This window comes from Rhizobium indicum (genome assembly GCF_005862305.2).
Lineage (GTDB): Bacteria > Pseudomonadota > Alphaproteobacteria > Rhizobiales > Rhizobiaceae > Rhizobium > Rhizobium indicum.
The window spans coordinates 4,851,428-4,876,639 of the sequence record NZ_CP054021.1 but is presented as its reverse complement, the minus strand read 5'-3'; the positions used below and the strand labels follow the sequence as shown (position 1 = coordinate 4,876,639).

The 25,212-nt window shown below is 60.8% G+C and carries 26 protein-coding genes and 1 pseudogene; 10 read left to right on the top strand and 17 right to left on the bottom strand.

The genetic code is table 11. The annotated features are described in order from the left end of the window. Positions 1-635: 635 nt before the first annotated feature. Together FFM53_RS23785 and FFM53_RS23780 are read left to right on the top strand one after the other, a co-directional pair. Entirely contained in the window at positions 636-1,637 is a 1,002-nt protein-coding gene (locus tag FFM53_RS23785) for a glycine betaine ABC transporter substrate-binding protein (RefSeq protein WP_173883635.1), read from the top strand. A gap of 21 nt (positions 1,638-1,658) precedes the next feature. Continuing rightward, the gene (locus FFM53_RS23780; protein WP_173883634.1) at positions 1,659-2,021 is read left to right on the top strand and encodes a hypothetical protein; all 363 of its coding nucleotides are present in this window, start codon (positions 1,659-1,661) and stop codon (positions 2,019-2,021) included. 78 nt (positions 2,022-2,099) lie between these two features. Here the strand turns inward: FFM53_RS23780 and FFM53_RS23775 are convergent, their stop codons facing one another. Together FFM53_RS23775 and FFM53_RS23770 are read right to left on the bottom strand one after the other, a co-directional pair. Further along, the gene (locus FFM53_RS23775; RefSeq protein WP_003560194.1) at positions 2,100-2,255 is read right to left on the bottom strand and encodes an entericidin domain-containing protein; all 156 of its coding nucleotides are present in this window, start codon (positions 2,253-2,255) and stop codon (positions 2,100-2,102) included. Between the two features lie 169 nt (positions 2,256-2,424). Continuing rightward, on the bottom strand, positions 2,425-3,366 hold the full coding sequence (locus tag FFM53_RS23770) for a LysR family transcriptional regulator (RefSeq protein WP_003560195.1): 942 nt from the start codon (positions 3,364-3,366) through the stop codon (positions 2,425-2,427). Between the two features lie 73 nt (positions 3,367-3,439). Here FFM53_RS23770 and FFM53_RS36485 point away from each other — a divergent pair, with 73 nt between their 5' ends. Continuing rightward, positions 3,440-3,685 (top strand): hypothetical protein, encoded by a 246-nt coding sequence (locus tag FFM53_RS36485; protein WP_138387462.1) that lies wholly within the window; start codon positions 3,440-3,442, stop codon positions 3,683-3,685. Here FFM53_RS36485 and FFM53_RS23765 read toward each other — a convergent pair. The 4 genes and pseudogenes from FFM53_RS23765 to FFM53_RS36185 form a co-directional block, all read right to left on the bottom strand. Beyond that, positions 3,600-4,694, bottom strand: coding sequence for a 4-oxalomesaconate tautomerase (locus FFM53_RS23765; protein ID WP_138387461.1), 1,095 nt, complete (start codon positions 4,692-4,694; stop codon positions 3,600-3,602). The genes FFM53_RS36485 and FFM53_RS23765 overlap by 86 nt on opposite strands. After that, positions 4,687-5,358 (bottom strand): 4-carboxy-4-hydroxy-2-oxoadipate aldolase/oxaloacetate decarboxylase, encoded by a 672-nt coding sequence (locus tag FFM53_RS23760; protein WP_138387460.1) that lies wholly within the window; start codon positions 5,356-5,358, stop codon positions 4,687-4,689. Before FFM53_RS23760 ends, FFM53_RS23765 begins: the two co-directional genes overlap by 8 nt. A gap of 2 nt (positions 5,359-5,360) precedes the next feature. Then, the gene (locus tag FFM53_RS23755; protein WP_138387459.1) at positions 5,361-6,323 is read right to left on the bottom strand and encodes a VOC family protein; all 963 of its coding nucleotides are present in this window, start codon (positions 6,321-6,323) and stop codon (positions 5,361-5,363) included. An 88-nt stretch (positions 6,324-6,411) separates the two neighbouring features. Beyond that, positions 6,412-6,557 (bottom strand): annotated as a pseudogene (locus tag FFM53_RS36185) (PIG-L deacetylase family protein); the annotation flags it as partial. Positions 6,558-6,891: 334 nt separating this feature from the next. Between FFM53_RS36185 and FFM53_RS23750 the strand changes: the two are divergent. After that, entirely contained in the window at positions 6,892-7,776 is an 885-nt protein-coding gene (locus FFM53_RS23750) for an NAD(P)-dependent oxidoreductase (protein ID WP_138387458.1), read from the top strand. Further along, complete coding sequence (locus tag FFM53_RS23745) at positions 7,773-8,984, top strand: LysR family transcriptional regulator (RefSeq protein ID WP_138387457.1); 1,212 nt, start codon at positions 7,773-7,775, stop codon at positions 8,982-8,984. The genes FFM53_RS23750 and FFM53_RS23745 overlap by 4 nt, the downstream gene beginning before the upstream one ends. A gap of 13 nt (positions 8,985-8,997) precedes the next feature. Here FFM53_RS23745 and FFM53_RS23740 read toward each other — a convergent pair whose 3' ends face one another. Next, a complete protein-coding gene (locus FFM53_RS23740; RefSeq protein ID WP_138387508.1) occupies positions 8,998-9,606 on the bottom strand; it encodes a LysE/ArgO family amino acid transporter in 609 nt (202 codons plus the stop codon). Positions 9,607-9,706: 100 nt separating this feature from the next. Between FFM53_RS23740 and FFM53_RS23735 the strand changes: the two genes are divergently transcribed. After that, positions 9,707-10,600 carry a LysR family transcriptional regulator ArgP gene (locus FFM53_RS23735; protein ID WP_138387456.1) on the top strand — a complete coding sequence of 298 codons (894 nt, stop codon included), beginning with the start codon at positions 9,707-9,709 and terminating at the stop codon, positions 10,598-10,600. A 48-nt stretch (positions 10,601-10,648) separates the two neighbouring features. Here the strand turns inward: FFM53_RS23735 and FFM53_RS23730 are convergent, their stop codons facing one another. From FFM53_RS23730 to FFM53_RS23700, 7 genes are all read right to left on the bottom strand, one after another. Beyond that, positions 10,649-11,008: a hypothetical protein gene (locus FFM53_RS23730; protein WP_138387455.1), complete on the bottom strand. Its 360-nt coding sequence runs from the start codon at positions 11,006-11,008 to the stop codon at positions 10,649-10,651. A gap of 107 nt (positions 11,009-11,115) precedes the next feature. Beyond that, positions 11,116-11,598, bottom strand: coding sequence for a transcription elongation factor GreA (greA, locus tag FFM53_RS23725; protein WP_138387454.1), 483 nt, complete (start codon positions 11,596-11,598; stop codon positions 11,116-11,118). Positions 11,599-11,809: 211 nt separating this feature from the next. Further along, positions 11,810-11,995, bottom strand: a complete 186-nt coding sequence (locus FFM53_RS23720) for a DUF3008 family protein (protein ID WP_003560205.1) — start codon at positions 11,993-11,995, stop codon at positions 11,810-11,812. A gap of 37 nt (positions 11,996-12,032) precedes the next feature. Beyond that, complete coding sequence (locus FFM53_RS23715) at positions 12,033-12,242, bottom strand: hypervirulence associated TUDOR domain-containing protein (protein ID WP_138387453.1); 210 nt, start codon at positions 12,240-12,242, stop codon at positions 12,033-12,035. 70 nt (positions 12,243-12,312) lie between these two features. Further along, positions 12,313-12,546, bottom strand: coding sequence for a DUF2171 domain-containing protein (locus FFM53_RS23710; protein WP_138387452.1), 234 nt, complete (start codon positions 12,544-12,546; stop codon positions 12,313-12,315). 82 nt (positions 12,547-12,628) lie between these two features. Continuing rightward, positions 12,629-13,585, bottom strand: coding sequence for a DUF2950 domain-containing protein (locus FFM53_RS23705; protein ID WP_138387451.1), 957 nt, complete (start codon positions 13,583-13,585; stop codon positions 12,629-12,631). Between the two features lie 20 nt (positions 13,586-13,605). Then, complete coding sequence (locus FFM53_RS23700; RefSeq protein WP_138387450.1) at positions 13,606-14,973, bottom strand: DUF3300 domain-containing protein; 1,368 nt, start codon at positions 14,971-14,973, stop codon at positions 13,606-13,608. A 397-nt stretch (positions 14,974-15,370) separates the two neighbouring features. Here FFM53_RS23700 and FFM53_RS23695 point away from each other — a divergent pair, with 397 nt between their 5' ends. Next, positions 15,371-18,085 carry an MGH1-like glycoside hydrolase domain-containing protein gene (locus tag FFM53_RS23695; RefSeq protein ID WP_138387449.1) on the top strand — a complete coding sequence of 905 codons (2,715 nt, stop codon included), beginning with the start codon at positions 15,371-15,373 and terminating at the stop codon, positions 18,083-18,085. Between the two features lie 173 nt (positions 18,086-18,258). After that, positions 18,259-19,119 carry an SDR family oxidoreductase gene (locus FFM53_RS23690; RefSeq protein ID WP_138330011.1) on the top strand — a complete coding sequence of 287 codons (861 nt, stop codon included), beginning with the start codon at positions 18,259-18,261 and terminating at the stop codon, positions 19,117-19,119. 133 nt (positions 19,120-19,252) lie between these two features. Here the strand turns inward: FFM53_RS23690 and FFM53_RS23685 are convergent, their stop codons facing one another. The 3 genes from FFM53_RS23685 to FFM53_RS23675 form a co-directional block, all read right to left on the bottom strand. Continuing rightward, positions 19,253-20,281: a DUF2955 domain-containing protein gene (locus tag FFM53_RS23685; RefSeq protein ID WP_138329115.1), complete on the bottom strand. Its 1,029-nt coding sequence runs from the start codon at positions 20,279-20,281 to the stop codon at positions 19,253-19,255. Beyond that, positions 20,271-21,377 (bottom strand): HlyD family secretion protein, encoded by a 1,107-nt coding sequence (locus tag FFM53_RS23680; RefSeq protein ID WP_138387448.1) that lies wholly within the window; start codon positions 21,375-21,377, stop codon positions 20,271-20,273. The genes FFM53_RS23685 and FFM53_RS23680 overlap by 11 nt, the downstream gene beginning before the upstream one ends. A 154-nt stretch (positions 21,378-21,531) precedes the next feature. Continuing rightward, complete coding sequence (locus FFM53_RS23675) at positions 21,532-21,786, bottom strand: hypothetical protein (protein WP_138329113.1); 255 nt, start codon at positions 21,784-21,786, stop codon at positions 21,532-21,534. A gap of 142 nt (positions 21,787-21,928) precedes the next feature. Between FFM53_RS23675 and FFM53_RS23670 the strand changes: the two genes are divergently transcribed. Continuing rightward, entirely contained in the window at positions 21,929-23,749 is a 1,821-nt protein-coding gene (locus FFM53_RS23670) for an adenylate cyclase (protein WP_138387447.1), read from the top strand. A gap of 142 nt (positions 23,750-23,891) precedes the next feature. Further along, positions 23,892-25,202 (top strand): alpha/beta hydrolase, encoded by a 1,311-nt coding sequence (locus tag FFM53_RS23665; protein WP_138329111.1) that lies wholly within the window; start codon positions 23,892-23,894, stop codon positions 25,200-25,202. Positions 25,203-25,212: the final 10 nt, after the last annotated feature.

The window sequence follows — 25,212 nt, the reverse complement described above, 5'->3', positions numbered from 1 at the left end:
GGCCCGCATTCGCCTCTCGTTCAGGCGAGGCCTACAATGGGCGGCAACCTCGGGTCAAGCTTGGCTCGGGTCAAGACTTGGCTTGGGGCAAGTTCTCACGCAAACGCGAAAACCGCGCATGGCCTTTGGCTCTGCGCGGTTTGCCGAAAACTCAGGCGTCTTCGCCCTTACACGGCGAAGCTCGCTTTCTCCGGTACGCACTACCTGAACCGGAGAAGCGGCGGTCATTGCTGCCACGCCCAACTGATAACGGCACATTCTTACCGGAGAGTTATTGAAGGCTTACGCAAATGTTAATTTTGATCTTTTTTGACATTCTCGCCGAAATTTCTGCCGAAGATCCGCTGCCGATCGCCAAGAGCGTGCTTTTCGCCCGAGGGCGCCAATTTCGGAATGCTGACATAAATTCTTCGAATTCAATAATTTAGTCACGCAACCATGAGCAGAAGATGGTTGATTTCTGCGAGCGAACGCGTAGGCTCCATCATAACGCGCCATTGTTGAACATGGCTTGCCCATGAACCGGAAAGCCTGTTGCGGTATCGCCCCGGCAGGCATTTTCCATTCGGGTGCCGGAGGGATTTGTCGGTGAATTTCAGAGCCTGCTGCACGTCCGCCTAAGAAGAATTCGGGGAATGACGATGAAGACGTTTCTGATTCCGGCCGTCTTTGCCGCGGCTCTTTCTACCGTCGCGCCGGCCGAAGCCGCCGAATGCGGCAGCGTTTCGATCGCCGAAATGAAATGGGCCTCGGCAGGCATTGCGGCGAGCTTCGACAAGATCATCCTGGAAAAGGGATACGGCTGTTCCGTCACCATTGTCGATGGCGACACCTTGCCGACCTTCGCCTCGATGAATGAGAAAGGCACCCCCGACATCGCCTCGGAATACTGGATCAATTCCGTCAGGTCCCTGCTCGATCAGGCCGTCAATAGCGGCCGGTTGGTCCAGGGGGCCGAAATCCTGGCTGACGGCGCCGTCGAGGGTTGGTGGATCCCGAAATTCATCGCCGACGCCCACCCCGACATCCGCTCGGTCGAGGACGCGCTCAAGCATCCCGAACTCTTTCCCGCCGAAGACGACCCGTCGAAAGGCGCAGTTTACAACTGCCCCGCCGACTGGAGCTGCCAGATATCGACCACCAACCTGTTCAAGGCGCTTGCCGCCGACAAGAAAGGCTTCGAGCTTGTCGAGACCGGCAGTCCCGAACGGCTCGATGCGTCGATTGCCCGCGCCTTCGACAACAAGATCGGTTGGCTCGGTTATTACTGGGCGCCGACCGCCATCCTCGGCAAATACGACATGACGCGCCTGAGCTTCGGCGTCGGCCACAACAAAAGCGAATGGGACCGCTGTACCGCAGTTGCCGGCTGCGCCAGGCCCGAGGTCAATTCCTACCCGGTCTCGCGCGCCTTCACACTAATGACCAGGTCCTTCGCCAGCCGCACCGGACCTGTCACGACCTATCTCAAGACCCGCAAATGGGACAATGCGACGATCAACCAGGTGCTCGCCTGGCAGGACGAAAACCGCGAAAGCAACGAGGATGCCGCGATCTACTTCCTTCGCAATTACGAGACTCTGTGGACGAAATGGGTGCCGGTCGATGTAGCCGAGAAGGTCAAGGCGAGCTTATAACGACCCAAAACACGATGAAGCATGGACGATTCGATGACAGGCAATGTTCCCTTTCCCGACCGCGATACCGTTGCGGAAAAGCTCGCCGCACTGTCGGAGACCGACAAGTCCTACCTGGCGCTGCTCATGGAAAACGCCGCCCAGGACGACAACCTGCTCGACGGCCTGCGCCGCCATCTCGATCTTGCTGCGGAATCGCGTTTCCTGAACTCGCTGAAGCTCGAAAATCTGGGAATGTGGCTCGGAACCCAGGCGCCGGACCGGTTACAGATCCGATTGATGGAAACCGCCCGCTCCAGCCAGCACCCCGCCTACCAGGCCTTCCGGACCGGTCTCGACCGATCCGGCGGGCTGGAAAAGCTTTATCCCCCGGTCATCCGTTAGGATGATCCGGACCCGGCCAACACTTGATCCCCCGGTCAGCATCTGATCCGGTGATTCTAGCAGCAATCTGAACAGTCGTTACTTCTTCGCGGCGCGGTCGACCGAGCGGCCGGCATCCTGCGTGGCGTTCACGGTATTTGCGGTATCCTTTCCGATGCCGCGGATCGTGTTGCCGCAGGAGGAAAGGGCAAGAAGAACCATAAAAGCTGCGGCAATTTTGGCCGTTGTCGTCATCTCGGATATCCTTGTTTGAAATCAACCCCGAACGGCGACAATTGCCGTCCCGCGCCAATAACGCACGACAAACCAAAAGGTTCACTAGTTATAAGGATACCCGCTACAGCCGCGCGTCCGATAGGACGCGCCATCACTTTCGATCGGCGCATAATCCTGTCCGATGCAGCTAGGCGGCGACCGCCTTCGCTCTCTCGGCAAAGGCGCCACGAATGCTGTCGGCCACCGTCTCGATCGGCCCCGACACCTGCGAGGCGGTCAGCAGGCGGATATCGAAGGCACCGAGTTCCGGCAGCCCTTCCTGGGGCCCGAGGATCGCCATGTCCTCGTTGACATAGGACAGCGGCAACGGCGCGATGGCGAGATCGGAAAGCACGGCGGCGCGCTGCGCCATCGTGTGGCCGCTGAGATAGGCAACGCGATAATGCCGCTTGTTGCGTTCGAGCTGGGAGAGCGCCTCCTGGCGCCAGATGCAGCCGTCTTCCCAGATCGAGATCGGCAGCGGATCGCGCCGATGCGCCGAACCGCACTTGGCGCCGGCCCAGACCAGCCGCTCGCGGAACACCACCTCTCCGCCCGTCGGGAACGGCCGTGTCGCACAGTTGATCAAGGCCAGGTCGAGCCGCTGCTCCTCCATGCGCTTCTTCAGCCCGATGCTCATGTCGATGGTCACGTCGACCATGATGCCGGGATAGCTTTCGGCAAAACTCTTCAGGATACTCGGCAGCAGCCGTTCGCCGATATCCTCCGGCGCGCCGAGCCGCACGACGCCGCTAAGCTCCGGCATGATGAAGCGCGACACCGCCTCGTTCGACAGAGCCAGCATGTTGCGGGCATAGGACAGCAACATCTCGCCGTGGCGTGTCAGCGATACCGAACGGGCGTCGCGCAGAAACAGCGTTGCCCCCAGTTGTTCTTCAAGCTTCTTGATCTGCATCGACACTGCCGACGGCGTACGGAAGACCGCCTCGGCGGCGGTCGAAAAATTGCCTGTCTCGGCGATAGCCACGAAGGTACGCAGCACCTCGTTGTCAAGCAGCGGAATGGGACGGCGAAAGGGAATGCTCATCGTCACATCTTTCAATTTTTCTGATTTATAACCCCATATCATTTTGTTTGATTGAATGTCAATTGACCCTCATATTTCGGGTGTCGGCAGCTAAACGCAGCAAAGGAGGCCCGACATGTCTCAAACAAACATCTGGAATATCGTACAAGCCCTTTCCGCATTCAAGTCGCAGAGGCGCAGGGATGCCAACCATGAGCATGCGCTGCGGGAGCTAAGGCGTTTTCCGCCACATCTGCTGGCAGATTGCCAGCGCGAAATGGACGCGTCTCGGCCAGTCAGTCGAGACGGTTTTGACCAGGGCTCGAGCGGGCCGGCAAATTGGGGAACACTCTTCCGTCGAACAGCTTGCGCGCCGTTCTGATCGTCCCCGCCCCCTGGACCGAGCCGTCTGCGGCAAGATCAAGGAACACCTCCATGTCACCTGTGGGATGCTCGATCCGGTAACGGCCGTCTGTGGAAGCATGTGCCAGTGCATGCGCCGGAGAACGGCCGAGCCGCGTCGCCGTCGCAACGGTGACGGCGGCCAGCACGCCGACCGAGGCGTGAACGCGGTGCGGAATGAAGCTGCGTGTGCCGATCGATCCGCCGGTTCGGGGCTCCGATACCAGAGTCATTTTGGGAACGGACGCAGCACTGACGTCGCCGAGGTTCATCATCGGGCCGGCCTTGAGGCGAATGGATTCGATGCGCTGCTTGAGGCCCTCATTTGCTTCCAGCGCCTCGCGGCTCTCTTCCCCGGAAAGCCCAAAATCCGAGGCACACATGATCACGCAGGGCATGCCATTGTCGATCAGCGTCGCCTCTACGCCGTCGATGACATCGACCTCGTTTCCTGTCGGAAGAAGGGCGCCGCACATCGAGCCCGCAATGTTGACGAAGAGCAGCGGTATCGCCGCATGGCTTCCCGGCACGCCGGCGATTTCGGCCCTGCCCTGGTAGTTGACCCTGCAATTCGGCGTCTCGATCCGAGCAAGCGCGATCTCGCCGGAGTTCACCATGTGAATCCTGACGGGCGTCACGTCATCCGACGCTTTCACCAGACCCCGCTCGATCGCGGCAGGACCGACGCCGGCAAGGATGTTTCCGCACCCCTGCGCGTCGCTGACCAGCGCCTGGTCGACGAACACCTGCAGAAAGAGATAGTCGACATCGGCATCCTCTCGGGAGGAGGCGGAGATCACCGCAACCTTGGAGGTCAGCGGATCGGCGCCGCCGATCCCGTCGATCTGCCGCGGGTCCGGCGAGCCCATGATGGCAAGCAGCAGGGCGTCCCGTTCGGCGGGATCCCCAGGCAGGTCCTCGGCCAGGAAATAGGCGCCCTTCGACGTTCCGCCTCGCATCCAGAGGCAGCGAATGCCGTCCTCATACATATTTGAGCCCCTTCTCCCTGAGCTTCGACCGCATGTCATAGATATCGAGCCCGAGTTCGCCGGCGGCGAGGCGTTGGCGCTTGGCCTCCTCGTTCGCCACCCGTGTCTCGGCAGCAGTCAGAACCTCCTCGGCCTCGTTGAGCTTCACCACGCACACCCCGTCGTCATCGGCAACGATGATGTCGCCAGCTTCGATGAAGGCGCCAGCGCAGACGATCGGAACGTTGACCGAACCGAGCGTTTCCTTGACGGTCCCCTGCGCGGACACGGCCTTGGACCACACCGGGAACTGCATCTGGGTCAGATCCCTGATATCGCGGACACCGGCGTCGATGACGAGGCCGCGGCAACCTCGCGCCCGCGCCGAGGTGGCGAGCAGATCGCCGAAATAACCGTTATCGCAGGGCGAGGTCGGCGAAAGCACTAGGATGTCGCCGGCCTGGATCTGCTCGATCGCCACATGGATCATCCAGTTGTCACCGGGCGGTGCGGAGATCGTGACGGCGGAGCCGGCGATCTGCGCACCTGAATAGATCGGCCTCATATGGCTGGCGAGCATGCCTTTGCGCCCCTGGGCTTCGTGGACCGTCGCGACGCCTGATTTGGCAAGCCTGTCGATCACATCGGCTTCCGCCCGCGGTATGTTCTGTACGACGATGCCCATGCTTATACTCCGTTCTCGTCCGCCGGCGGCGTGCCGTGGGTGTGGAATGTTTCGATCGTCCTCAGCCCCCAGGCCTGTCCCTTTTTCCGGTCGGCCTCGGTCCAGACGATCGGTTCCCAATCGGGCGCCAGGATGAGGCGCGCGCCGGCATTGGCGAGCTCGACGCGATTGCCGGCCGGTTCCCAGACGTAGAGGAAGAACGTGCCCTGGATGGCGTGCTTGTGCGGGCCGGTCTCGATGTGGACGCCGTTTTCCAGAAAGATGTCGGCCGCCCGCAGAATGTCGTCCCGCGTGTCTGTCGCATAGGTGACGTGGTGAAGACGGGCGTTGCCGCGGCCATGCTCCTCGGTGCAGGCAAGGTCGTAGCCCTTGTTGTTGATGGTGAACCAGCAGCCTCCCACGCGCCCGTTGTCGAGCTGGATCATCTCGGTCACCCGGGACCCGAGGCACGTCTCCATGAACCGCCGGAACTCGGAAACATCCGACGCCAGAAGATTGAGATGGTCGAGACGCCGGGGGTGGCATCCCCGGCCATGATAGCGCTGCGCGATGTTTTTCAGAGCGGGCTTTTCATCGTCGGGCGGTCGGTAGCGGACCGTGTCGTAATAGATTTCGAACACATGCCCGAAGGGATCTTCGAAGCGGAAGGCGCTGTGATGGCCGAGATCGCCGTCGACCCATCCCAGAACCTTGTAGCCGCTCGCCTCGATCGCCTTCACCCGCCGCTCGAGCGCCTGCGGCGACGATGCCCGGTAGGCGATGTGCCCAACGCCGGTCGTGTGATGACGCGTCAGCTTCAGCGTATGGAACTCGTAATCGTCCCATGCCCTGAGGTAGGCGGAATTCTCATCCTGGCCGGCAAGGCTCAGGCCGTAGACCCGCAGAAAAAAGTCGAGACTTTCTTCGAACTTGTTCGAATACATCTCGACATGCGCCAGATGCGCAATGTCGAAACAAGGTTCCATCTATCTCCTCCTCCCTTGGCCGGCCAGAGCTCGTCGACCGTGCGCGGAAAGACCGATTGAAAGCCTTCCGCATATTGGGCGCCGCGTCCGCAGGACTGCCGCGCTCTCCGAAGGACGGGCACACGACCGTGACGTCGTAACCCCTTTGGCGTGTAGCGCGATTGCGCCGCCGCAGCGCCAGACGAAATCCGCAACATGGACGCTGATGACGAGAGCCGTCTTCTTTTCCGACATGAATATCTCGTTCCTAGTTGACGGGATTTCATGCCTCAGCCTGCCGTTTGCCAATTTGGAATTGGCGCCGATCTCATAAGTTTTCGCTATAGGAAAGCCTCAGCGGATCCCCTCGGGCAGCGAACTATAGCTTTTTTTTATATCTCGCCGATCATTTTGAAATGGCCATTTCCCTCACATCCGGACAGCCTAACGTTACGATCAGGCTCGAAGACCCATGTCGAGGCATCACATATATGCCTTCTCGCGGCAGGCGCGGCCGGGACCGCGCCTACCTGCCTAATTTCACTTTGAGGAACGAGCTGCCCGGCAGCATGGGGAAAGGGAAAAACCGATGTCGGCGATTGCAACGATCGGATTCGGCGAAGCAGCGCAGGCCTTTGTGTCGGGCTGGATATCCGAGAATGGCGCTGCGTCCCCCGGTAGGATCTCCACATTCGACATAAAGGTGGAGGATCCATCCCAGCGTAGCGATTTGCTCCGGGCCTGTTCGGACCTTGGCGTCGACTGCGCCGAAACTCCGGGACTGGCATTGGCGGGCGCCGGCACCGTCTTCAGTCTAGTGACTGCGGATCGCTCTCTGGAAGCTGCGGCGCGCCTCGCCGAATTCCTCGACAGGGACGCCTTGTATCTCGACTGCAATTCCTGCTCCCCCGCGACGAAGGCGGCCGCCGCCAAGCTCGTCGAAGCCGCCGGCGCCATCTATGTCGACGTCGCCGTGATGTCGCCCGTCCATCCCGCCCGTCATCGAACGCCGCTGCTGATCTCCGGATCACAGGCCGACCGCGCGCAACGCCTGCTCCTCGACCTCGGCATGAACGTCCAGACCGCGGGAGACGAGGTCGGGCAGGCCTCCTCGATCAAGATGCTCCGATCGGTGATGATCAAGGGTTTCGAAGCGCTGACCGCGGAATGCCTGCTTGCCGCGCGCCGCGCCGGGGTCGAGAAGGCAGTGCTCGCCTCTCTCCAGGCTTCTGATCCCGGGATGGACTGGACCGCGCGCGCAGCTTACAACCTTGAACGCATGATGGCCCATGGGAGGCGGCGGGCGGCGGAGATGCAGGAAGTCGCCGCGACACTCAGGGAACTCGGCCTGCCGGACCGCATGGCCTCGGCAACGACCGACTGGCAGCGGCAGATCGGCGAATTGGACATCCGCACGGAGGAGAATTCTCTGGAAGCGCGGGCGGATGCCATTCTGGAGCGTAATTTGACTTGAATCCGACAGCATCTCAGGCATCGCAAGTCCAGCACAACCTCCGCCACCTCCGGGTCTTCCTGGCAGTGGTCGACACCAATTCCGTGACCCGGGCCGCCGATGTCTGCCATCTCTCGCAGCCCGCCGTCACGCAGGCGCTCTCCAAGATAGAGCGCGGCCTGCGCACGACCCTGTTCACCAGGACCCCGCAAGGACTGTTCGCCAATGCGCAGGGCGATGTCCTCGCAAAGCGCGTACGAAGAGCCTTCGGTTTCCTCGATCCGGCCCTCAATGAACTCAGCCCCCGCCTTCGCATGGTCGCGACGTCCTCGCAGCTGCAGGCCCTCATCGCCGTGCGCGAGGCCGAGAACTTCACGCTTGCCGCTCGCAGGCTCGGCCTGGCACAACCGACCGTTCACCGGGCGGTGACGCAGCTTGAGGAGGAAGCCGCCCGCCCGCTGTTCGAGCGGACTTCCTACGGCATCGTCGCCACCCGCGCCGCCGGGACGCTCGCCCAGGCCGCACGCCTCGCCTTTGCCGAATTGGCGCAGGCGGAGGTGGATCTCGCCGAAACACATTCGGAAGAAGCAGGCCGGATCGTCGTCGGTGCGATGCCGCTTTCACGCTCCTTCGTGCTTCCGAGAGCCATTGCCGAGTTCCGGAAGTTCCGTCCGAACACGCCGATCCACATTCTAGAAGGTCCCTATGCCGATCTGCTTGCCGGCCTCAGACGCGGCGAGATCGATTTCCTGATCGGCGCGTTGCGCGATCCCGCACCGATCGGTGACGTCGAGCAACGCTTCCTATTCAACGACACGCTGGTCATAGTTGCCGGCAGCAACCATCCGCTGACGGCACGCTCCGAGCTCTCGGTCGAGGAACTCGCGGCCTATCCATGGATCGTCGGCCAGCGCGGCACGCCGATCCGGCGGCATTTCGACACCTTGTTCGAGGGCCTGGACCACCCGCCGACAAGCATCGTCGAGTCCAGTTCGCTCATCCTGATGCGCGAACTGCTGAACGGAACGGACCATCTCGGCTGCATTTCCTATCTGCAGGCCCAGGCGGAATTGTCACGCGGCCTCCTCAAGGCATTGCCGCTCGACCTCAGCCACACCGCACGGCCGATCGGCCTCACCCTGCGCGTCAACTGGATGCCGACGCGCGCGCAGGAACTATTCCTGAGGTTCGTCTCGTCGAACGAGGAGTCGGCCGCCGAAACGCGGTGAAGCGGATCGGCGGTCACAACCCGCCCAGCAGCTTGAACGCTATGATCCACATCGTGAAAGCGACGAGCGTTTCCAGCATGCGCCAGGATGAGGGTTTCGAGAAGATCGGCCGCAGCCGCTTCGCGCCATAACCGAGCGAAAAAAAGAACAGGAAGGACCCCGTCACCGCCCCTGCCGCAAAAGAAGCCTGCTCTCCCGGATATCGTGTCGATATCGTGCCGAGCAGCACCACGGTGTCGAGATAAACATGCGGATTGAGCCAGGTGAGTGCGAGGCAGGTTGCCAGCGTCTGCCGAAAGCTCGACGTTTTGGCCTCCCCGGCTGTCAGAGCGGCGGACGACCGCAAGGCGGAATAGAGGCTTCTTGCCCCGTACCAGATCAAAAATACCGCTCCGCCGTAGCGCATGACGGGATCGAGCCAGGGCATGAACCTGGCGATTTGATGGAGGCTGGTTACGCCAAGCACGATCAGCGCGGCATCCGATATCGCGCATGCGAGGCAGACGGCGAAGACATGTTCGTTGCGCAAGCCCTGGCGCAGGATGAAGGCGTTCTGCGCGCCGATGGCGACGATCAGGCTGAGGCCCATCATCAGGCCGGTTCCATAGATCGAAAAATTCATCTCTTCGGCCAACGCCCCTCATTTCGGTGAGGTTGCGCTATCGCTATTTCGAGAATTAGGCTAATTAATCCAGCTTACCCAGATTAAGTGAAACTAATCCATGCTCGACTATCCCGCTCTTCGCGCCGTCGCAACTATTGTCCAGACAGGCAGCTTCGAAAGAGCTGCGACCGTCCTGAACGTGACCCCTTCGGCCATTTCGCAGCGCGTGAAGCAGCTCGAAGAGCGTCTCGGCGTCGTCCTCATCGTCAGGGGCACGCCGTGCACGGCGACGGAAAAGGGAGAATGGCTCTGCCGCCATATGGAGAATGTCGGCATGCTCGAAGCCGAACTCTTCGGACAACTGCCGGCCCTCGTCGATCCCGACGAACCACGCCAAAGGGTCACGCTTCAAATCGCGACGAATGCCGACAGCCTCGGGACATGGTTCGTCGAGGCGATGTCGAATTTTGCCAAAAGCTCTTCCTATCTGCTGAACGTCGCCGTCGAAGACCAGGACCACACCGCCGAATGGCTGCAGCGCGGGCGGGTGATCGCCGCCGTCACCAGCCTGGAAAAGCCGGTCCGCGGCTGCCGGCGTTTTGCACTCGGCGTTCTGCGTTACCATGCAACGGCAACCCCCGACTTCGTCGCACGCTATTTTCCGCAGGGCGTGACATCAGAGGCGATCCGCAACGCTCCCGCGCTGACCTTCAATCAAAAGGACAGGCTGCAGAGCAGCTGGATCAGGCGAACATTCGGACGCGATCTCGATTACCCCACCCACTGGCTGCCTTCGCCGCAGAGCTTCGTCGAGGCCAGCCTTTCGGGCATGTGCTGGGGAATGAACCCGACCCAACTGACCTGCGAGCACCTCGCATCCGGACGGCTGGTCGAGCTGGTGCCCGACACGCCGCTCGATGTCCCGCTCTATTGGCAGATCAATCGACTCGCCGCCGACCGCCTGGCGGATCTGACACGCGAAGTCGTCACCGTGGCCAAGCGCCGTCTTTGATGCATCACTCAAAAATGCAGCGTCATCCCGGTGACCGGGTCGCTTTTATCAGACGTAAGCCGTGCGGCTGCCGAATTCGCTGGTTTCGCCAAAATTCGTCGTGCCGATACGCTCGCTTTCGCCGGAGAGTTCTTTCGGAGCTTCGCCGGCGGGCTTCGATGCAGCAGACGCTTGAGTTTGGCTGCTCTCGCTCGCTTCGAGCTTGGCGATCTTTGCTTCCAGCGTATCGATAGATTTTTCGATCGTGGCCTTCTCTTGCTCGTCCTGCGTTTCCGATAGGGCTGCCTTCTTTTCGGCAAGCTGTGCCTCGAGAGAGGCAAGCTGATCCGACGAACTGGAAGACGAGGTTGAAACGGCTGAACTCAAAATGGTGGATGCAGAACTGGAAATTGCGCTGACCATGAGCATGACTTTCGATGATGGAGTGCCATCGTTCTAGCCACGGATGGTAAAGGTTCGATAAATAAAGTACCAAACGGTACTAAAATGATGAGAGCTACGCGAATAGCACTCTCCTATGCGATGGCGATGATTTCCAGTTCCTGGCCGCCTGTCTCCACCACATCGCCGACAGCCTTGCCCATCAGCAACCGCGCCACCGGGGAGACGTAGGAAATCGATCCGGCCTTGGGATCAGCCTCGTCCTCTCCGACGATGCGATAGGTCTGCACACGCCCGTCGTCGCGACGGAAGGTCACCGTGCTGCCGAAGGCGACGGTCTCGATCAACGTAGGGGCAGGCATGAGCTGAGCGGTGCGAAGTCTTGCGGCTAAGTAGCGAAGATCACGCAATGGATTGGCCGTCTGCCGCCGCCGTTCGTTCACGTCTTCGATAGGGCTCGCAGCATCATAGACCTCGCGAGCCTGCTGGAACTGTAATTCCAGAGCCTTCAATCCCGCTTCAGTGACCAAGTTCGGATGCGGCGAAATCGGACGATCGGGCAGCAGGGTTTCCGAAGCGGTTTCGAAACTCTCTTCCTTGGTAAAAGCGACGGCCAATCTCGGACTCCGTTTTAGCGCGATGCGCTCTTCTAGCTGATGGGCAATTGCCCCGAAACGATCGTCGGAACCATACACCGACCGCGGCCGAACCGCCAATCTTGCTTCATAGGCAGCCGTCGCGGCGGCAGAGGCAGCCGCTTTCAAGGTTCACGCCCCGTAGCTGTTAAGCGGCGGGAACGTCTTGCAACGCATGGCGGTTCGACATCTCTCATTTCGAGACGTGCTGAGGTTTGCCTTTCCTCTTGGTTGAGGCAAATTCCTCGAGCTGTTTCTCGCTCATGGATTCGACCATCTGTTTCGAGGCGCCTTTGAGTTCGCTCTTCGGCGTCTCGCCACGCTTGGCCGAAAGTGCGGCGCCTGCCGCCTTCTGCTGGGCCTTGGACTTGGCTGGCATATCGATCTCCTTTGCTCGAACAGAACGGCCGCGGGCGTCAAAGCTTCTTGAGTTCGTCAGGCTTGTGTGCCGCCCGCTTTCCCCATTTGTCGCTCTCGACGATATATTGCGGCTCGGCCTTCGATGCCTTCACGCTGTGGCCTTTGATCTTCGTCGGAGTGCTCTGCTTTTTGACTACCCTGCCCTCGGTCTTTCCCTGGCTGGTATTCCAGCTTACCTCATCGCCGCTCTTTAATTGCTTCGACATGGCGGGCTCCTTTGAGCATGATGCCGAAAAGTGTGGAAGCTGCGGCCGCTAAGCCGCAGCCGACCGGCTATCAGTTGATGGTAGCCCATTGCATCCGGACATCCCTGGCGTTCTTCGACAGATGGACGTGAGCATCCACGTGGTCGACCCAATCGATCGGGATCAAGTGGTGCTTGCCGTCTTCCGTGTCGAGCTTCGTCAGCTTGATGCGCGTGGGGCCGTCGAGATGATCGACTGAGCCGACATGGGTGCCGTCGGCAGCCCGCACTTCCATATGCTCACGGATCTGATCTGCGGAAATCATCGTTTCCTCCTTTGCATCATTGTCAGGTACGAAGCGGCAACGAGGTGGAGCAAACTTGGTTCCCAACACGCGAGACCCTCGTTCAATCAGGAGTCACGTCCCAATTGTCACCCGGGTTGAAGGTCCTGACGCCAGCAGCTATTTTTTCGGTCTCCCGGCCGAGATCGGCCTGGTAGACCGTGCCGTTCGCGTTCACGACGAATGTGTGCACGCCGGTTTCGCCATATCGGATCGGCCAGGCGATAAGGGCAAATCCTGCGATCATGTTGCCGTTGATCACATAGTCGAACTCTCCGCCCGCGATGTTCGGTCCCTGGCCGTCGATGATCCTGTAGCGATAACCGTAATAACCTTCGCCGGCCTTGGCCTTATCAAGCGCGGCATTGTCTTCGAGAGCATTGCCCGCCGGGCTATCCCCCTCGCCCAGATCGGGCGACCAATAGAGACCGTCGGTTTTGCCGTCGCTGCTGATCAGTTTCTGGGCATATTCGAGAACGCCGTCGTCGTCGTGGTCAGCGGAAGAATATTCCTTTTGGGCATCGACATAGGCCTGCATCGTGTCGATGGTCTGCAATTCGTTCTCGCCGACGCGACGATTGATGATCTCCTCGAACCCGGCATAGGTGTCGAAACCCCACTTGCCATCGTCGCCCTTCACGATCGGAAATGGCAGAGGCCATAGTTTGTCGCCGATCTCGATGATCTTGCGGCCATCGACGTCCTTCACGACGATCTTCTTCTTCGTGCCGTCGCGGATTTGGGCATAGGTGTCCATCACCCCTTCGCCTGCCTTCGCTTTCGCTGCATCAATACCCAGCAGCGCCGCGAACTTGTCGAAATCATCAGCCGCTAGCGCCGCCTTGAAGGCGTCGACGGCTTGTTCCGGCGTCTCGAATATGGGCGGATCGCTCTGCGAAGCGAAGCCCGATATGACGGTCGCATCGGATGGCTCTGCTGCAGATGCCGGAACCGGATTGGTGGCGAGAGCCGCAAGAGCGAACACCGAACCCAGAAGCATGTTTCTGACTGACTTTGTCATGACTTTCCTCCTTCTTCTGGTTATCGACGACGGCCGCCGCCGCCACCGCCGCGGCGCATTTCTCCACCGCCACCACCGCGGTTGCCTCCGGCCATGGCCTGTCTGCCGCGGCTGGACTGCATCTGAGCGCGCTTGCCGCTGTCGACCTGACCGAGCGCCGAAGGCTTTCTGGGCCGGCTGTCGACCCGGGCCGCAGGCTTCGGCTTTGCGACCGGGCGTTTGGCGTTGACCCCGGGCCTTGCGTTTTCGGCAGCCCTGTTCGGTGTTCTTGCGTCGGGCCTGCGGTTCTGCGCAGCCTGCGCTACCTTCCCGCCCCCAGCCGCCGCGCCTGTATTGGCTGCCTTGTTGCGAGCAGCATTTACCCTGTCCGCATCGATCTTACTCTTGCGAACATCGTTGACACTGACTTTGCCTGGCTTGTCGCGGAGCGTGTTCGCACGGTCGTTGCCTCTTGCTCCGACCCTGTTGCTGGCGTTCGCCTCGATACTGGTCCGGAAGGAGCTGCGGTCGATCTTGTTGAACTGCGCGCTGTCGAACCCGATCTTGCTGCGGTCGACGTTTTTCCAGTCGACGTCGTTGATATTCACCTTGCCGTTGATGTTGTTCAAACAGTTGTTGCAATCGATATCGACATTGCCGTTCCAGCGCCCGCCCCATACGCCCCAGCGGTTCCAGTCGACGGCGGCGGCCCACACCGCTCCCGTCACCACGCCCGCGAAAAAGGTGGCGGTCGGATAGTAGTAGTTCGGATACGGCTCGGAATAGTAGCCGATAGGCTCGGCCACATAGTTCGGTTCATACAGCATCTCCGGCGCGTATTGCGGAACGTAGATCTTCTCAGGACTGGCGGAGACGATCACGACGTTGTCGTTCTCCTGGCTGACCTTGATCTTGTCGTCGGTCTTGATGATGCCGTCGGCGACCGCTTTGTCGCGCAGTTGCTGTATGGCGATCAGAACGTCCTTCTGCTGGTAGGAAAGCGCCTCTCCGAGAGACTGCGTCCAGTCCAGATCCTCGCTCATCATCGTCACGATCTGGGGATAATTCAGCAGCGATACGATGCTGCCATCCCACGTCGTCTTCGGCTTGAGCTTGGGCTGCTTCTTCAAGGTTTCGAGGAACCGGGCTGCTTCCACGACCTGCAGCGGATAGAGCGACGCCGACGTGACGAGCGCAACCAGTTCGTCCGGATACAGCGCGATCCGCGCCACCAGGATTTCGAGTTCGTCCTCGCTCAGAGGCGCCGGCGCGTCGTCTTCCGCCGTGACGGGATTGGAAGCGGCCGGCTCCTGCGCGGCGGCGGTCAGCGTCAGATGTGGCGAAAACGGGAACCCTGCAAAAGGCAGGAACAGGCCCGTGGCGAGTAACAAAGCGTGAGGTCTAGCCATCTCAAATCCTCCTTGCGGTCAGACATGGTGTGTAGGCTGTCGACTATTGTATCTTCGCTCGTGCCGCATACTCCTCCCAGTGGAGGAGGATTGATAGCTAAACATCGGCCAAGTCGTCTTTTGCTACAGATTTATAGCAAAGACAGCTCCAGGCGTAGTCGCGGAACCGATCTCGGACGTATGTTACAGTAACACACTTACAAAAGCGGAGTTCAGCGCGCAGGCTAAATCGACCGCGTACAGGATCTCCCTTCTGCCTTTTGCGGGAGTGTAGATGGGCCGCCATACCTGCTTCTCCTTCAGTTCAGCCGATTGATCACGAAGTCATGGTCACGGACCACTGCCTCCTTTGAAGGCGATATGGCATGCCAATTATCAGTGACCGTGAGGACGCGTGATGAATGCTGAATCCCAGCGCCTCCGGGAGGCGCGAGACGGAAAAGCCGACTGGAAGAAATGGGGGCCCTACCTGTCCGAACGGCAGTGGGGAACCGTTCGCGAGGATTACAGCGAGGGCGGCGATGCGTGGGACTATCTCACCCACGACCAGGCCAGGTCGCGCGCCTATCGCTGGGGCGAGGACGGTCTGGCGGGTATCAGCGACAGCAAGCAGCGGCTGTGTTTTGCGCTGGCTCTCTGGAATGGACAGGATCCAATCCTGAAGGAGCGGCTGTTCGGCCTTACCAACAGCGAGGGCAATCACGGCGAGGATGTTAAGGAGTACTACTTCTACCTGGATTCGACGCCGACCCACTCGTACATGAAGTATCTCTATAAATATCCTCAATCCGCCTATCCCTACGACGACCTGGTGGAGACCAATAGCCGGCGCGGGAAAGGCGAGCTTGAATACGAACTGGTCGATACCGGCGTGTTCGACGCCGATCGCTACTTCGACGTCTTCGTCGAATATGCCAAGGCAGCACCCGAGGACATTCTTGTCGAGATCACCATTGCCAATCGCGGTCCGGAAGCGGCCACCCTGCACGTGCTGCCGACATTATGGTTCAGGAATAGATGGTCCTGGGGTGAAGAGGGTGACAAGCCAACCCTGGAACGTGTGGAGCGGAATGACGCTCCGGCTGTGATCGCTGCTAAAGCCGCGCCTGGGCTGCCGGCGGACGCGGACGTCACACGATATCTCTATTGTGACGGCTCGCCGGCGCTGCTGTTCACCGAAAACGAGACGAATACGCAACGTCTGTTCGGCGTTCCGAGTGCCACTCCATTCGTCAAGGATGGGATCGACAGCTTCGTCGTGCATGCCCGCACCGACACCGTGAACCCGCAGCAGATCGGAACCAAGGCTGCGGCACACTATGTCGTCATCGTGGATGCCGGGCAATCCCGGACGTTGCGGCTGCGCCTATGTGACCTGCTGCCGGCTGCAGGACCCAAGAATGTCCGGCCAATGTTCGATCGTTCGTTCGACGACGCGATGCAGGCGCGTCGGCGCGAAGCCGATGAGTTCTACGCTTCGATCACGCCGCCGTCGATGACGGCCGACGCCGCCGATGTCATGCGTCAGGCTCTGGCAGGCATGATGTGGGGCAAGCAGTTCTATCTGTATGACGTGAACAAATGGCTGGACGAACACGGCGTCAATCCATTCGATCCGAAGCGCCGGATCGAACAGCGTAACGTCGGCTGGCATCACATGTACAATGCCGACATCATCTCCATGCCGGACAAGTGGGAATATCCCTGGTACGCAGCCTGGGATCTGGCATTCCAGGTGATCGCTCTGACGATGGTCGATCCCGACTTCGGCAAGGATCAGATCGATCTGATGCTGCGCGAAGCCTATATGCATCCGAACGGGCAGATACCGGCGTACGAGTGGAATTTCGGCGACGTCAACCCGCCTGTCCACGCCTGGGCGACGATCTTCACCTACCGCCTGGAGCAGGCCCGGTCAGGCAAGGGCGACGTCGCCTGGCTTCAGAAATCCTTCCAGAAACTGCTTCTGAACTTCACCTGGTGGGTCAACCGCAAGGACCGATCCGGCAAGAATGTCTTCGAAGGCGGCTTCCTTGGGCTGGACGATATCGGGGTGTTTGACCGCAGCGCGCCGCTGCCGACCGGGGGCTATCTGGAGCAGGCAGACGGCACCGCATGGATGGCGCTCTACTGCCAGAACATGATGGAGATAGCGACCGAATTGGCTCTCAAGGATGCGGGCGGCGAGGAGATGGTGCTCAAGTTTACACAGCATTTCCTATGGATAGCGTCGGCGATGATCCACGCAGGCGACGAGGTCGGAATGTGGGACGAGGAAGACGGGTTCTTCTACGACGTCCTCCGTCTGCCGGATGGGCAGGCCCAGCGTCTCAAGGTCCGCTCGATGGTCGGCTTGCTGCCGCTATGCGCCGCCACCGCGTTCGAGGGCGACATCTACCAACGGTATCCCGAGGTCACCAGGCAGATGAAGCATTTCTTCGATACGCGCCCGGAATTGATCGCCTTCATCCATGACCCGCGCAAGCCGGGTCACGCCAATCGTCAGCTCGCCTCGATACTGGATGAGAACAAGCTTCGTCGCGTGCTGTCGACGATGCTCGACGAGAATGAATTTCTCAGTCCCTACGGCATCAGGGCACTGTCGCGCTACCACGATGAGCACCCCTACGTCTTCCAGGTCGGCGATCATGAGCACCGCGTAGCCTATCTCCCGGCAGAATCCGACAGCGGCATGTTTGGCGGAAACTCGAATTGGCGCGGCCCGATATGGATGCCGATGAACGGCCTGATCATCCGGGCGCTGCTGCAATACTACAGCTACTATGGCAACGATTTCACCGTTGAATGTCCCACGGGTTCCGGCCGTCACATGAACCTCTATCAGGTCGCCGAGGAACTCACCCAGCGCTTGTCGGCCATCTTCCTGCGAGGAAACGATGGCAAACGACCCGTGTTCGGCGGGCAAGCCAAGTTCCAGGACGATCCGCACTGGCAAGACTGCCTTCAGTTCTACGAATATTTTCACGGCGACAACGGCGCCGGTCTTGGCGCGAACCATCAGACAGGCTGGACCGGGTTCATCGCGCGGGGAATGCATCTGTTCGCCTCGGGTTCGCCTGAGGCGTGGCTTGAACGCGCCAAGACCTCCTAGAGAAATTTCAGCACAAGTGCGCAGCGGTTTTGCGTCCGGAATTGCGTGAAAACAAAGAGATAGAATGCTTCCCTGATTCTAAGAAAAACGGAAGCGCTCAAGGGCAAATGCTCGGCGGCGCCGATCGAATATACACCGGACAGCTCGGCTCCGGCAAATGAGGAGTGGTCATCATGGAAAGTTACTACGAGAACCGGCAGTTGCCTCAGCCGGTGATTCCAACCCTGCCACCGGTCCATCTGCTGAAGGGGCAGACTGCCCTCGTCACCGGCGCCAATTCCGGGATCGGCCGTGGGATCGCCCTCGCTCTCGGCAAGGCGGGAGCGAACGTGGTCGTCAACTACGTCACGGCCCCAGAGGACGCCACGCAGGTCGTCGACGAGATTCAACAGGGCGGCGGGCGCGCGCTTGCGGTCGCGGCCGACGTTTCCAACGAGGCGCAGGTCGAGGCGATGTTCGCGACCGCCGTCGAGGAGTTCGGCACGGTCGACGTGTTCGTCAACAACGCCGGACTTCAGAGGGATGCCCCCTTTCACGAGATGACGAGCGCCCAATGGGACACCGTCATGAACGTCAACCTCAAGGGCGCGTTTCTATGTTCGCGCGCGGCCGTCCGGGAGTTTCTCCGGCGGGGCGTACGGCCTGATGTTTCCGTGGCAGCCGGCAAGATCGTATTCATCAGCTCGGTCCATGAAGTCATTCCCTGGGCCGGACACGTGAACTATGCGGCGTCGAAAGGCGGACTGATGCTCCTTATGAAAAGCCTAGCCCAGGAGGTCGCCGAAAAGCGCATCCGCGTCAACAGCATCGCCCCCGGCGCAATTCGCACGCCAATCAATACTAGCGCCTGGCAAACCTCGGAAGCCTACGCTGAGCTGATGAAGCTCATCCCGTACAAGCGCATCGGCGAGGCGGAAGAGATCGGCCGGACCGCGGTGTGGCTTGCGTCTGATTTCACCGATTACATCGTCGGATCGACGATCTATGTCGACGGTGGAATGACGCTTTACCCCGGTTTCGAAACCGGCGGCTAATGCATGTCGCGCAAAAGTGTGCAGCGGTTTTGCGATAACGACATGCGTAAAAAGAAAGTCCTAAAGCGCGAGGAGCAGATCTGAAGGATTGGGGCACGCTTAGCTTTTCAGGTCGCTGCCGAAGCAAAGTGCGTCATGCCGAAATCCTCTCCGCGTTGCTGGCCCGTGGCCACAGGATCGCGGCAAATAGAAGTGCGTAGATCAAGGCCGCCGCGACATAGACGATACGGGTGGCGAAGGATTCTGCCGCACTCCCCGGCAGAGGCGAGACCCCGAGGCCAAAGAGGATCAGGAATGTCGTCAGGGCGCCAGCAAAAACCGGGGCGTCCTTTGACCGGGCAGCTGCGCGCCCTCCGAGCAGGAGGACGACAACGAGAACGATGAGGAAGATCGAGAGGAGATTAGGGCGCAGCGACAGCGCGGCATAAGCGACGGAGGCGAGCACCCCACCAAACAGATTGACGAGCACGAGCCCCATCGCTGCCCGCCCGCTCGCGCCAACGTCGAGCTGTCCGAGCAACGACGCCACGGTGATCGGAATGACTGCCGCAGCCGTCAGGTTGTCGCTCGTCAGGCAGATCACGACGGAGCCCAAGAGGATGACTGTGTTTGCCAGCGCCCGAAGCAAGGCCGGCGGCCGCTCGTCGATCGCCACCGCCTCGACCTCCTGGGAGAACGGCTCGGGAAAGACCGCATGGGCGAGCCACATCAGAACCGCACCTGACAACACCCCGGCGACCAGGATGGACAGGATGGAATTGGCGAGCTCCTTGTTCAGGATGCCGAGCAGAGGCACGATGATCGAAACAACGAGCACGAGAAAGACGGCCGGTCCTCCCTTTCCCGTCGACTGTGCGGCGAAGCACGCAAAATAAGTTAGCCCCAGGATCAGAAGGAACGGCGCCGGACGGTCGCCGAGCACGTTGGTCAGAACCATCATCGCCATCCCGGCGATCAGGATGACGATCGCCGCGCCGATGGTCTTGCCGAGCGGCATGGGCCGCGAGCTGCCGAGCAGAAACTGGGCGGCAAAGAGCGGACCGAGGAACGGCACGATGGCCCCGGCATAGACTGCCAGCGTGAAGCCGATGGAGACCGCGAACGCAACCCGAAGCCCCTTGCGTTTCTGCTGCTCGACCGCGGGGCTCCTCTCAGCGAACATAGGTCAGCACCGACACGATGCGGATCCAGAGCGATCCCCAGGCATTGGTGATCGGGTTGTCGCCCGTGTAGATGACGACGGTCGCCTGCGAGCCGTAGCGCACGCCGCCCTTGGGCCGCTGCGCCTCCTCGATGATGAGCCGGACTGGAAACCGCTGCGGCTCCTGGACCCAGCCGCTATCACTCCGGATCGTCGGCAATCCGGTGTTCGGGTCCGTGCTGCCCTGCGATACGCCGAAACCAACGCTCTCGACTTGCGCCGGAAACACCCGACCGGGAAGCGCGTCGAAAAGGACTTCCGCCCGGTTGCCGACTGCTACATTCTCAAGGCTGTTCTCCTTGAAGGCGGCGGTGATCCAGATCGTGCCAGCATCGATGAAGGTCATGGCTGGCTGTCCAGCCGACACGACCTTACCGGTTGTAAGTTGGAGGTTGGTCACGACCCCGGCCGAGGGTGCCTGAACGGTGGTCCGCACCAGATCGAGTCGTGCCTTTTCGAGTGCTGCCAGAGCTGCCCGGAGCTGCGGATTGTCATTTCCGCTCGGCCCGAGCTGCTCCTTGGCCTTGGCCAGCTCGGCCTCAGCACCGGTGACGGCCGCCTCTGACTGACCGAAAGCCGATTTGGTTGAATCAGCCCGCGCTTTGGAATACACGCCCCTCTTTTGCAGCTCTTCGGCGCGCGCAGATTGTTCGCGAAGATTGTCCCGATCGACCTGGGCCGTTACGAGCTTTGCCTGCGCCGCATCGACAGCGGCCGTTGACGCGCCCATCGACTGGCCGACACTTGCAAGGCTCGCCTCGGCCTCACTGACCGCGAGCTCGTAGCGCTCGGGATCGATACGGAAGAGAACCTGATCGGCGTCGACCCTCGAGTTGTCGACGACTCCCACTTCCACCACCCGGCCGGTGACTTCGGGCGCGATGCCGACGATATAGGCCTGAACTTGAGCCTGCGAGGTAGATGGCGTGCGCCGCTCCATGAAGACGGAGAGGACGAACAGGACGAGCGCCAGAAGGACGACAATGAGGGCTATCCTGCGGAGTGGATTCCGAGGCGCTGGGGAAATGGCAGGCTCGTCCAAGTTTTCGGAAACCACGGCAATATCCTTCGGAAGCGTTTCGTTTCGTGGAAGCGTAAAGTTTCAACGCCGGACGTCTGTCGCGATGGTCGTTACCGGGCGATGGAACGCAAGTAGGTAACCGTAACATACGCCTCGCGATGGCTGGCCGCCCGGGGGGCGGTCGCGTATATCAGCGAGGTGGCGGTAGCGAGGCGTCAAGCGCGCCCTCTATCTCCTTGGAGAGTTCTGCGATCAGCTCCTGGTATTCGACGACGCGCTCGCCGCGCTTTGGGTCGGTTGAGACGTTCCATTTCTGCAGCGCCGATTGGGCGTCGGCAAAGTCCCTGCATATTTCCCGAAAATCCTCACTGCGGGCAGAGAGATCATCGATCGCCTTGATCCTGGCTGGAAATTGCCGACGGACTGCGGTCATGCCTTCGTCCATGGTTTACTCCTCACGGCATTTGGACGCTGCCTTTGCAACGTGTGCCCGGCCCAATCTTCATGGACGACGCAGGGTTCGTGGAGTATGTTACCGTAACATACGGTCTGGCAGTGACGTGACTCAACGGGGGATTGGGGCAGACATGCAGACGTGGATACCAGCAGAGGGGTCTGCAGCACCCATTCTTTTAGGGCCGGCGCCTCAAGCCGACGATATCAGGGAGCAACTGGAACGTGTCGTCTCCAGCCCCGAATTTCCAGGCATCGGGCGCGCCGCAGCGTTTCTCCGCTATGTCGTCTCGGAAACCCTTGAGGGTCGGGGCAACCGGATCAAAGCCTATTCGATCGCGATCGAGGTCTTCGGCCGAGATGCCGGCTTCACCCAGGACGATCCGGTGGTCAGGATCGAGGCTGGGCGGTTGCGGCGATCACTCGAGCGCTATTATCTCGTCGCCGGACAGCATGATCCGGTCAGGATCGACATTCCCAAAGGCGGATATGTTCCAACCTTCACCTGGTCCTGTCCGGCGTCAGTCGACGCTGGAGATGACGAAGCTGACGAAACATCGCCCTCTGAGGTTCGCTCCGGACGTTGGTTGCGCGCAAGGCGGGTCCTATTGCCGGGTGCCGCTGCCCTCGCTGCGGTGGCTATTTCGCTCTATTGGATCGGGACACGGTCACCCGCTCCGTCGCTCGAACGCGTTTCGAGCCTTTCGCCCGATCGCCCGGCCCTCGTGATAGCCCCGTTTGCCAATCTCGGCGAAGGGCCGGAGGCGCAGCTCTACACTGCCGGCCTGACCGAGGAACTGATGACCATCCTGCCACGGTTCAAGGAGATCAAGGTCTTCGGCCGCGAGACCTCCAAGTCCCTTCCCGCGGATGTGGGCGCATCGGAGATCCGGGCCGAATTCGGCGCACGCTATCTCCTTGCCGGCGGGGTACGCACGTCGGGCAAGCGTCTTCGTGTGACGGCCAGATTGCTCGATACGTCGGACGGCGAGATCCTCTGGTCGGAGAACTATGACAATGATCTCGCATCAGGAGACCTGTTTGCGATCCAGACGGATGTCGCCAGAAAGGTGGCGACCGCCATTGCCCAACCCTACGGGGTCATGGCACAGGTCGACTCCGCCAGTCCGCCGCCGGACGATCTCGGTGCGTATGAGTGCACTCTGCGCTTCTATGCCTATCGTTCGGAACTGAGCGGCGAAGCACATGCGCGCGTCCGGGATTGCCTCGAGGCCGCACTGGCGCGGTTTCCGAGCTACGCGACCGCCTGGGCAATGCTGTCGATCGTCTATCTCGATGAGGACCGCTACAAGTTCAATCCGACACCGGGCCAGGGTTCAGCCATACAGCGTGCACTCGATGCCGCCAGGCGCGCAACGCAGATCGATCCGAACAATACACGCGGACTACAAGCGCTGATGACGGCGCTGTTCTTCGACAGGCAGCTCGCTGAATCACTTCGGGTGGGCGAGCAGGCGCTCGCCACCAACCCCAATGACACCGAACTGATGGGCGAGTTCGGAACGCGGCTTGCGATCGCTGGCCAGTGGCAGCGTGGAGCAGCCCTCCTCGACCAGGCCATCGCCCTCAATCCAGGCAGCGGCGGCTTCTACCACGGAACGCGAGCCCTGGCCGCCTACATGCTCCGCGACAACCAAACCGCCGTACTGGAGATCAGGCAGGCGAACATGCAGAAGTTCCCTCTCTTCCATGTTGTCGCCGCCATCATCTACGCCGAGGCAGGCATGATGGACGACGCCCGCCGGGAAGGACAGGTGTTCGTCAGCATGCGACCTGACTTCCTGCCGAACATTGTAACGGAACTCGCGATGCGCAACATGCAGCCTGAAGATCGCGACCGCCTGATCGAAGGACTTCGCGAGGCGGGGATGACGGTGCCCGATCCCGATGCAATTGCGTCGAGCGCCGCCACCTCGGATCTGCAACCCCGCTGACACTGTCTCCCCGACCGTAACATACCCGATCATACGGGTAAGCCATCTCGTCTTCGCATAGTCTCGCCTAGTGCCGACTTCGACCGCCGCGGCGCGTGGCGTCGAGGCCTGCCCGAACTTGACAGGGCTATGAGGAACAACAGTGAGCACAAAATGTCACGATGGCCGAATTCGACCAAGCCCCTCCCCAGGTCTGAAATGGATCTCGGCTCTCCTGCTGCTCTGCGCATTGGCCGGATGTGGCGGCCACCCCAAGAACGTACTCATCCCCGTTGCCGATAGCGCGCCGAACTCCACCAAAGTCGATATACTCGTAACCACGACGCGCAGCCGCTCCACGATAAAAGGCGAGATGTTCACTGGCGAGCGCGCGCTCGCCCCGGCCTTTGCCGACATCACGGTGTCCATTCCCCCAGCGAACGTCCGCAAAATCGGCGAAGTCGCCTGGCCGAGGAGACTTCCATCCAACCCGGCAACCGACTTCGCAACCTTGAAAGCCGAGGAGATCACGCGCGACGACGCCAAGAAATGGCTGAGCGCCTCAGTCAGGAAGAGCCGCGACCGCAGCGTGCTGGTATTCATCCATGGCTTCAACAACCGTTTCGAAGATTCCGTCTATCGCTTCGCCCAGATCATCAAGGATTCCGGTGTCCATAGTGCGCCCGTGCTGGTGACATGGCCGTCGCGCGGCAGCCTGCTGGCATACGGATATGACAGGGAGAGCACGAACTACACGCGCAACGCCTTGGAGACACTTTTCCAGTATCTCGCCAAAGACCCAGAGGTGAAGGAAGTCTCGATCCTGGCGCATTCCATGGGGAACTGGCTGGCGCTGGAAGCGCTTCGCCAGATGGCGATCCGCAACGGCCGCCTCCCTGCCAAGTTCGAGAATGTCATGCTGGCCTCGCCCGATGTGGATGTCGATGTCTTCCGCCAGCAGATCATCGACATGGGCAAGCAGCATCCTAAGTTCACCCTGTTCGTTTCGCGAGACGATCGTGCCCTCGCGGTATCCCGCAGGGTATGGGGCGACGTCGCTAGACTCGGCGCCATCGATCCCGAGCAGGCCCCATTCAAGAAGGAACTGGCCGACAGCCAGATCACGGTGATCGACCTCACCAAGGTCAAGGCGGGCGACAGGCTGAACCACGGAAAATTTGCGGAATCGCCCGAGGTCGTTCAACTCATCGGCGCGCGGATTTCCGACGGCCAGACGCTGACCGACAGCAAGGTCGGGCTCGGGGACAAGATCCTTGCCGCGACGACGAGCACTGCGGCGGCGGCAGGCAGCGCAGCCGGCCTGATCCTTGCCGCCCCGGTCGCCGTCGTCGATGCGGATACCAGAGATAACTACGCCGGCCAAGTCAGCGGCCTCACGGGTCCTGTGGGTACGCAGCCGCGAGCGCCCGACTGCATGGCCAGAGGCCGATCGAAGGAGTCGTGCAGGCAGTGACGGTTCGGGA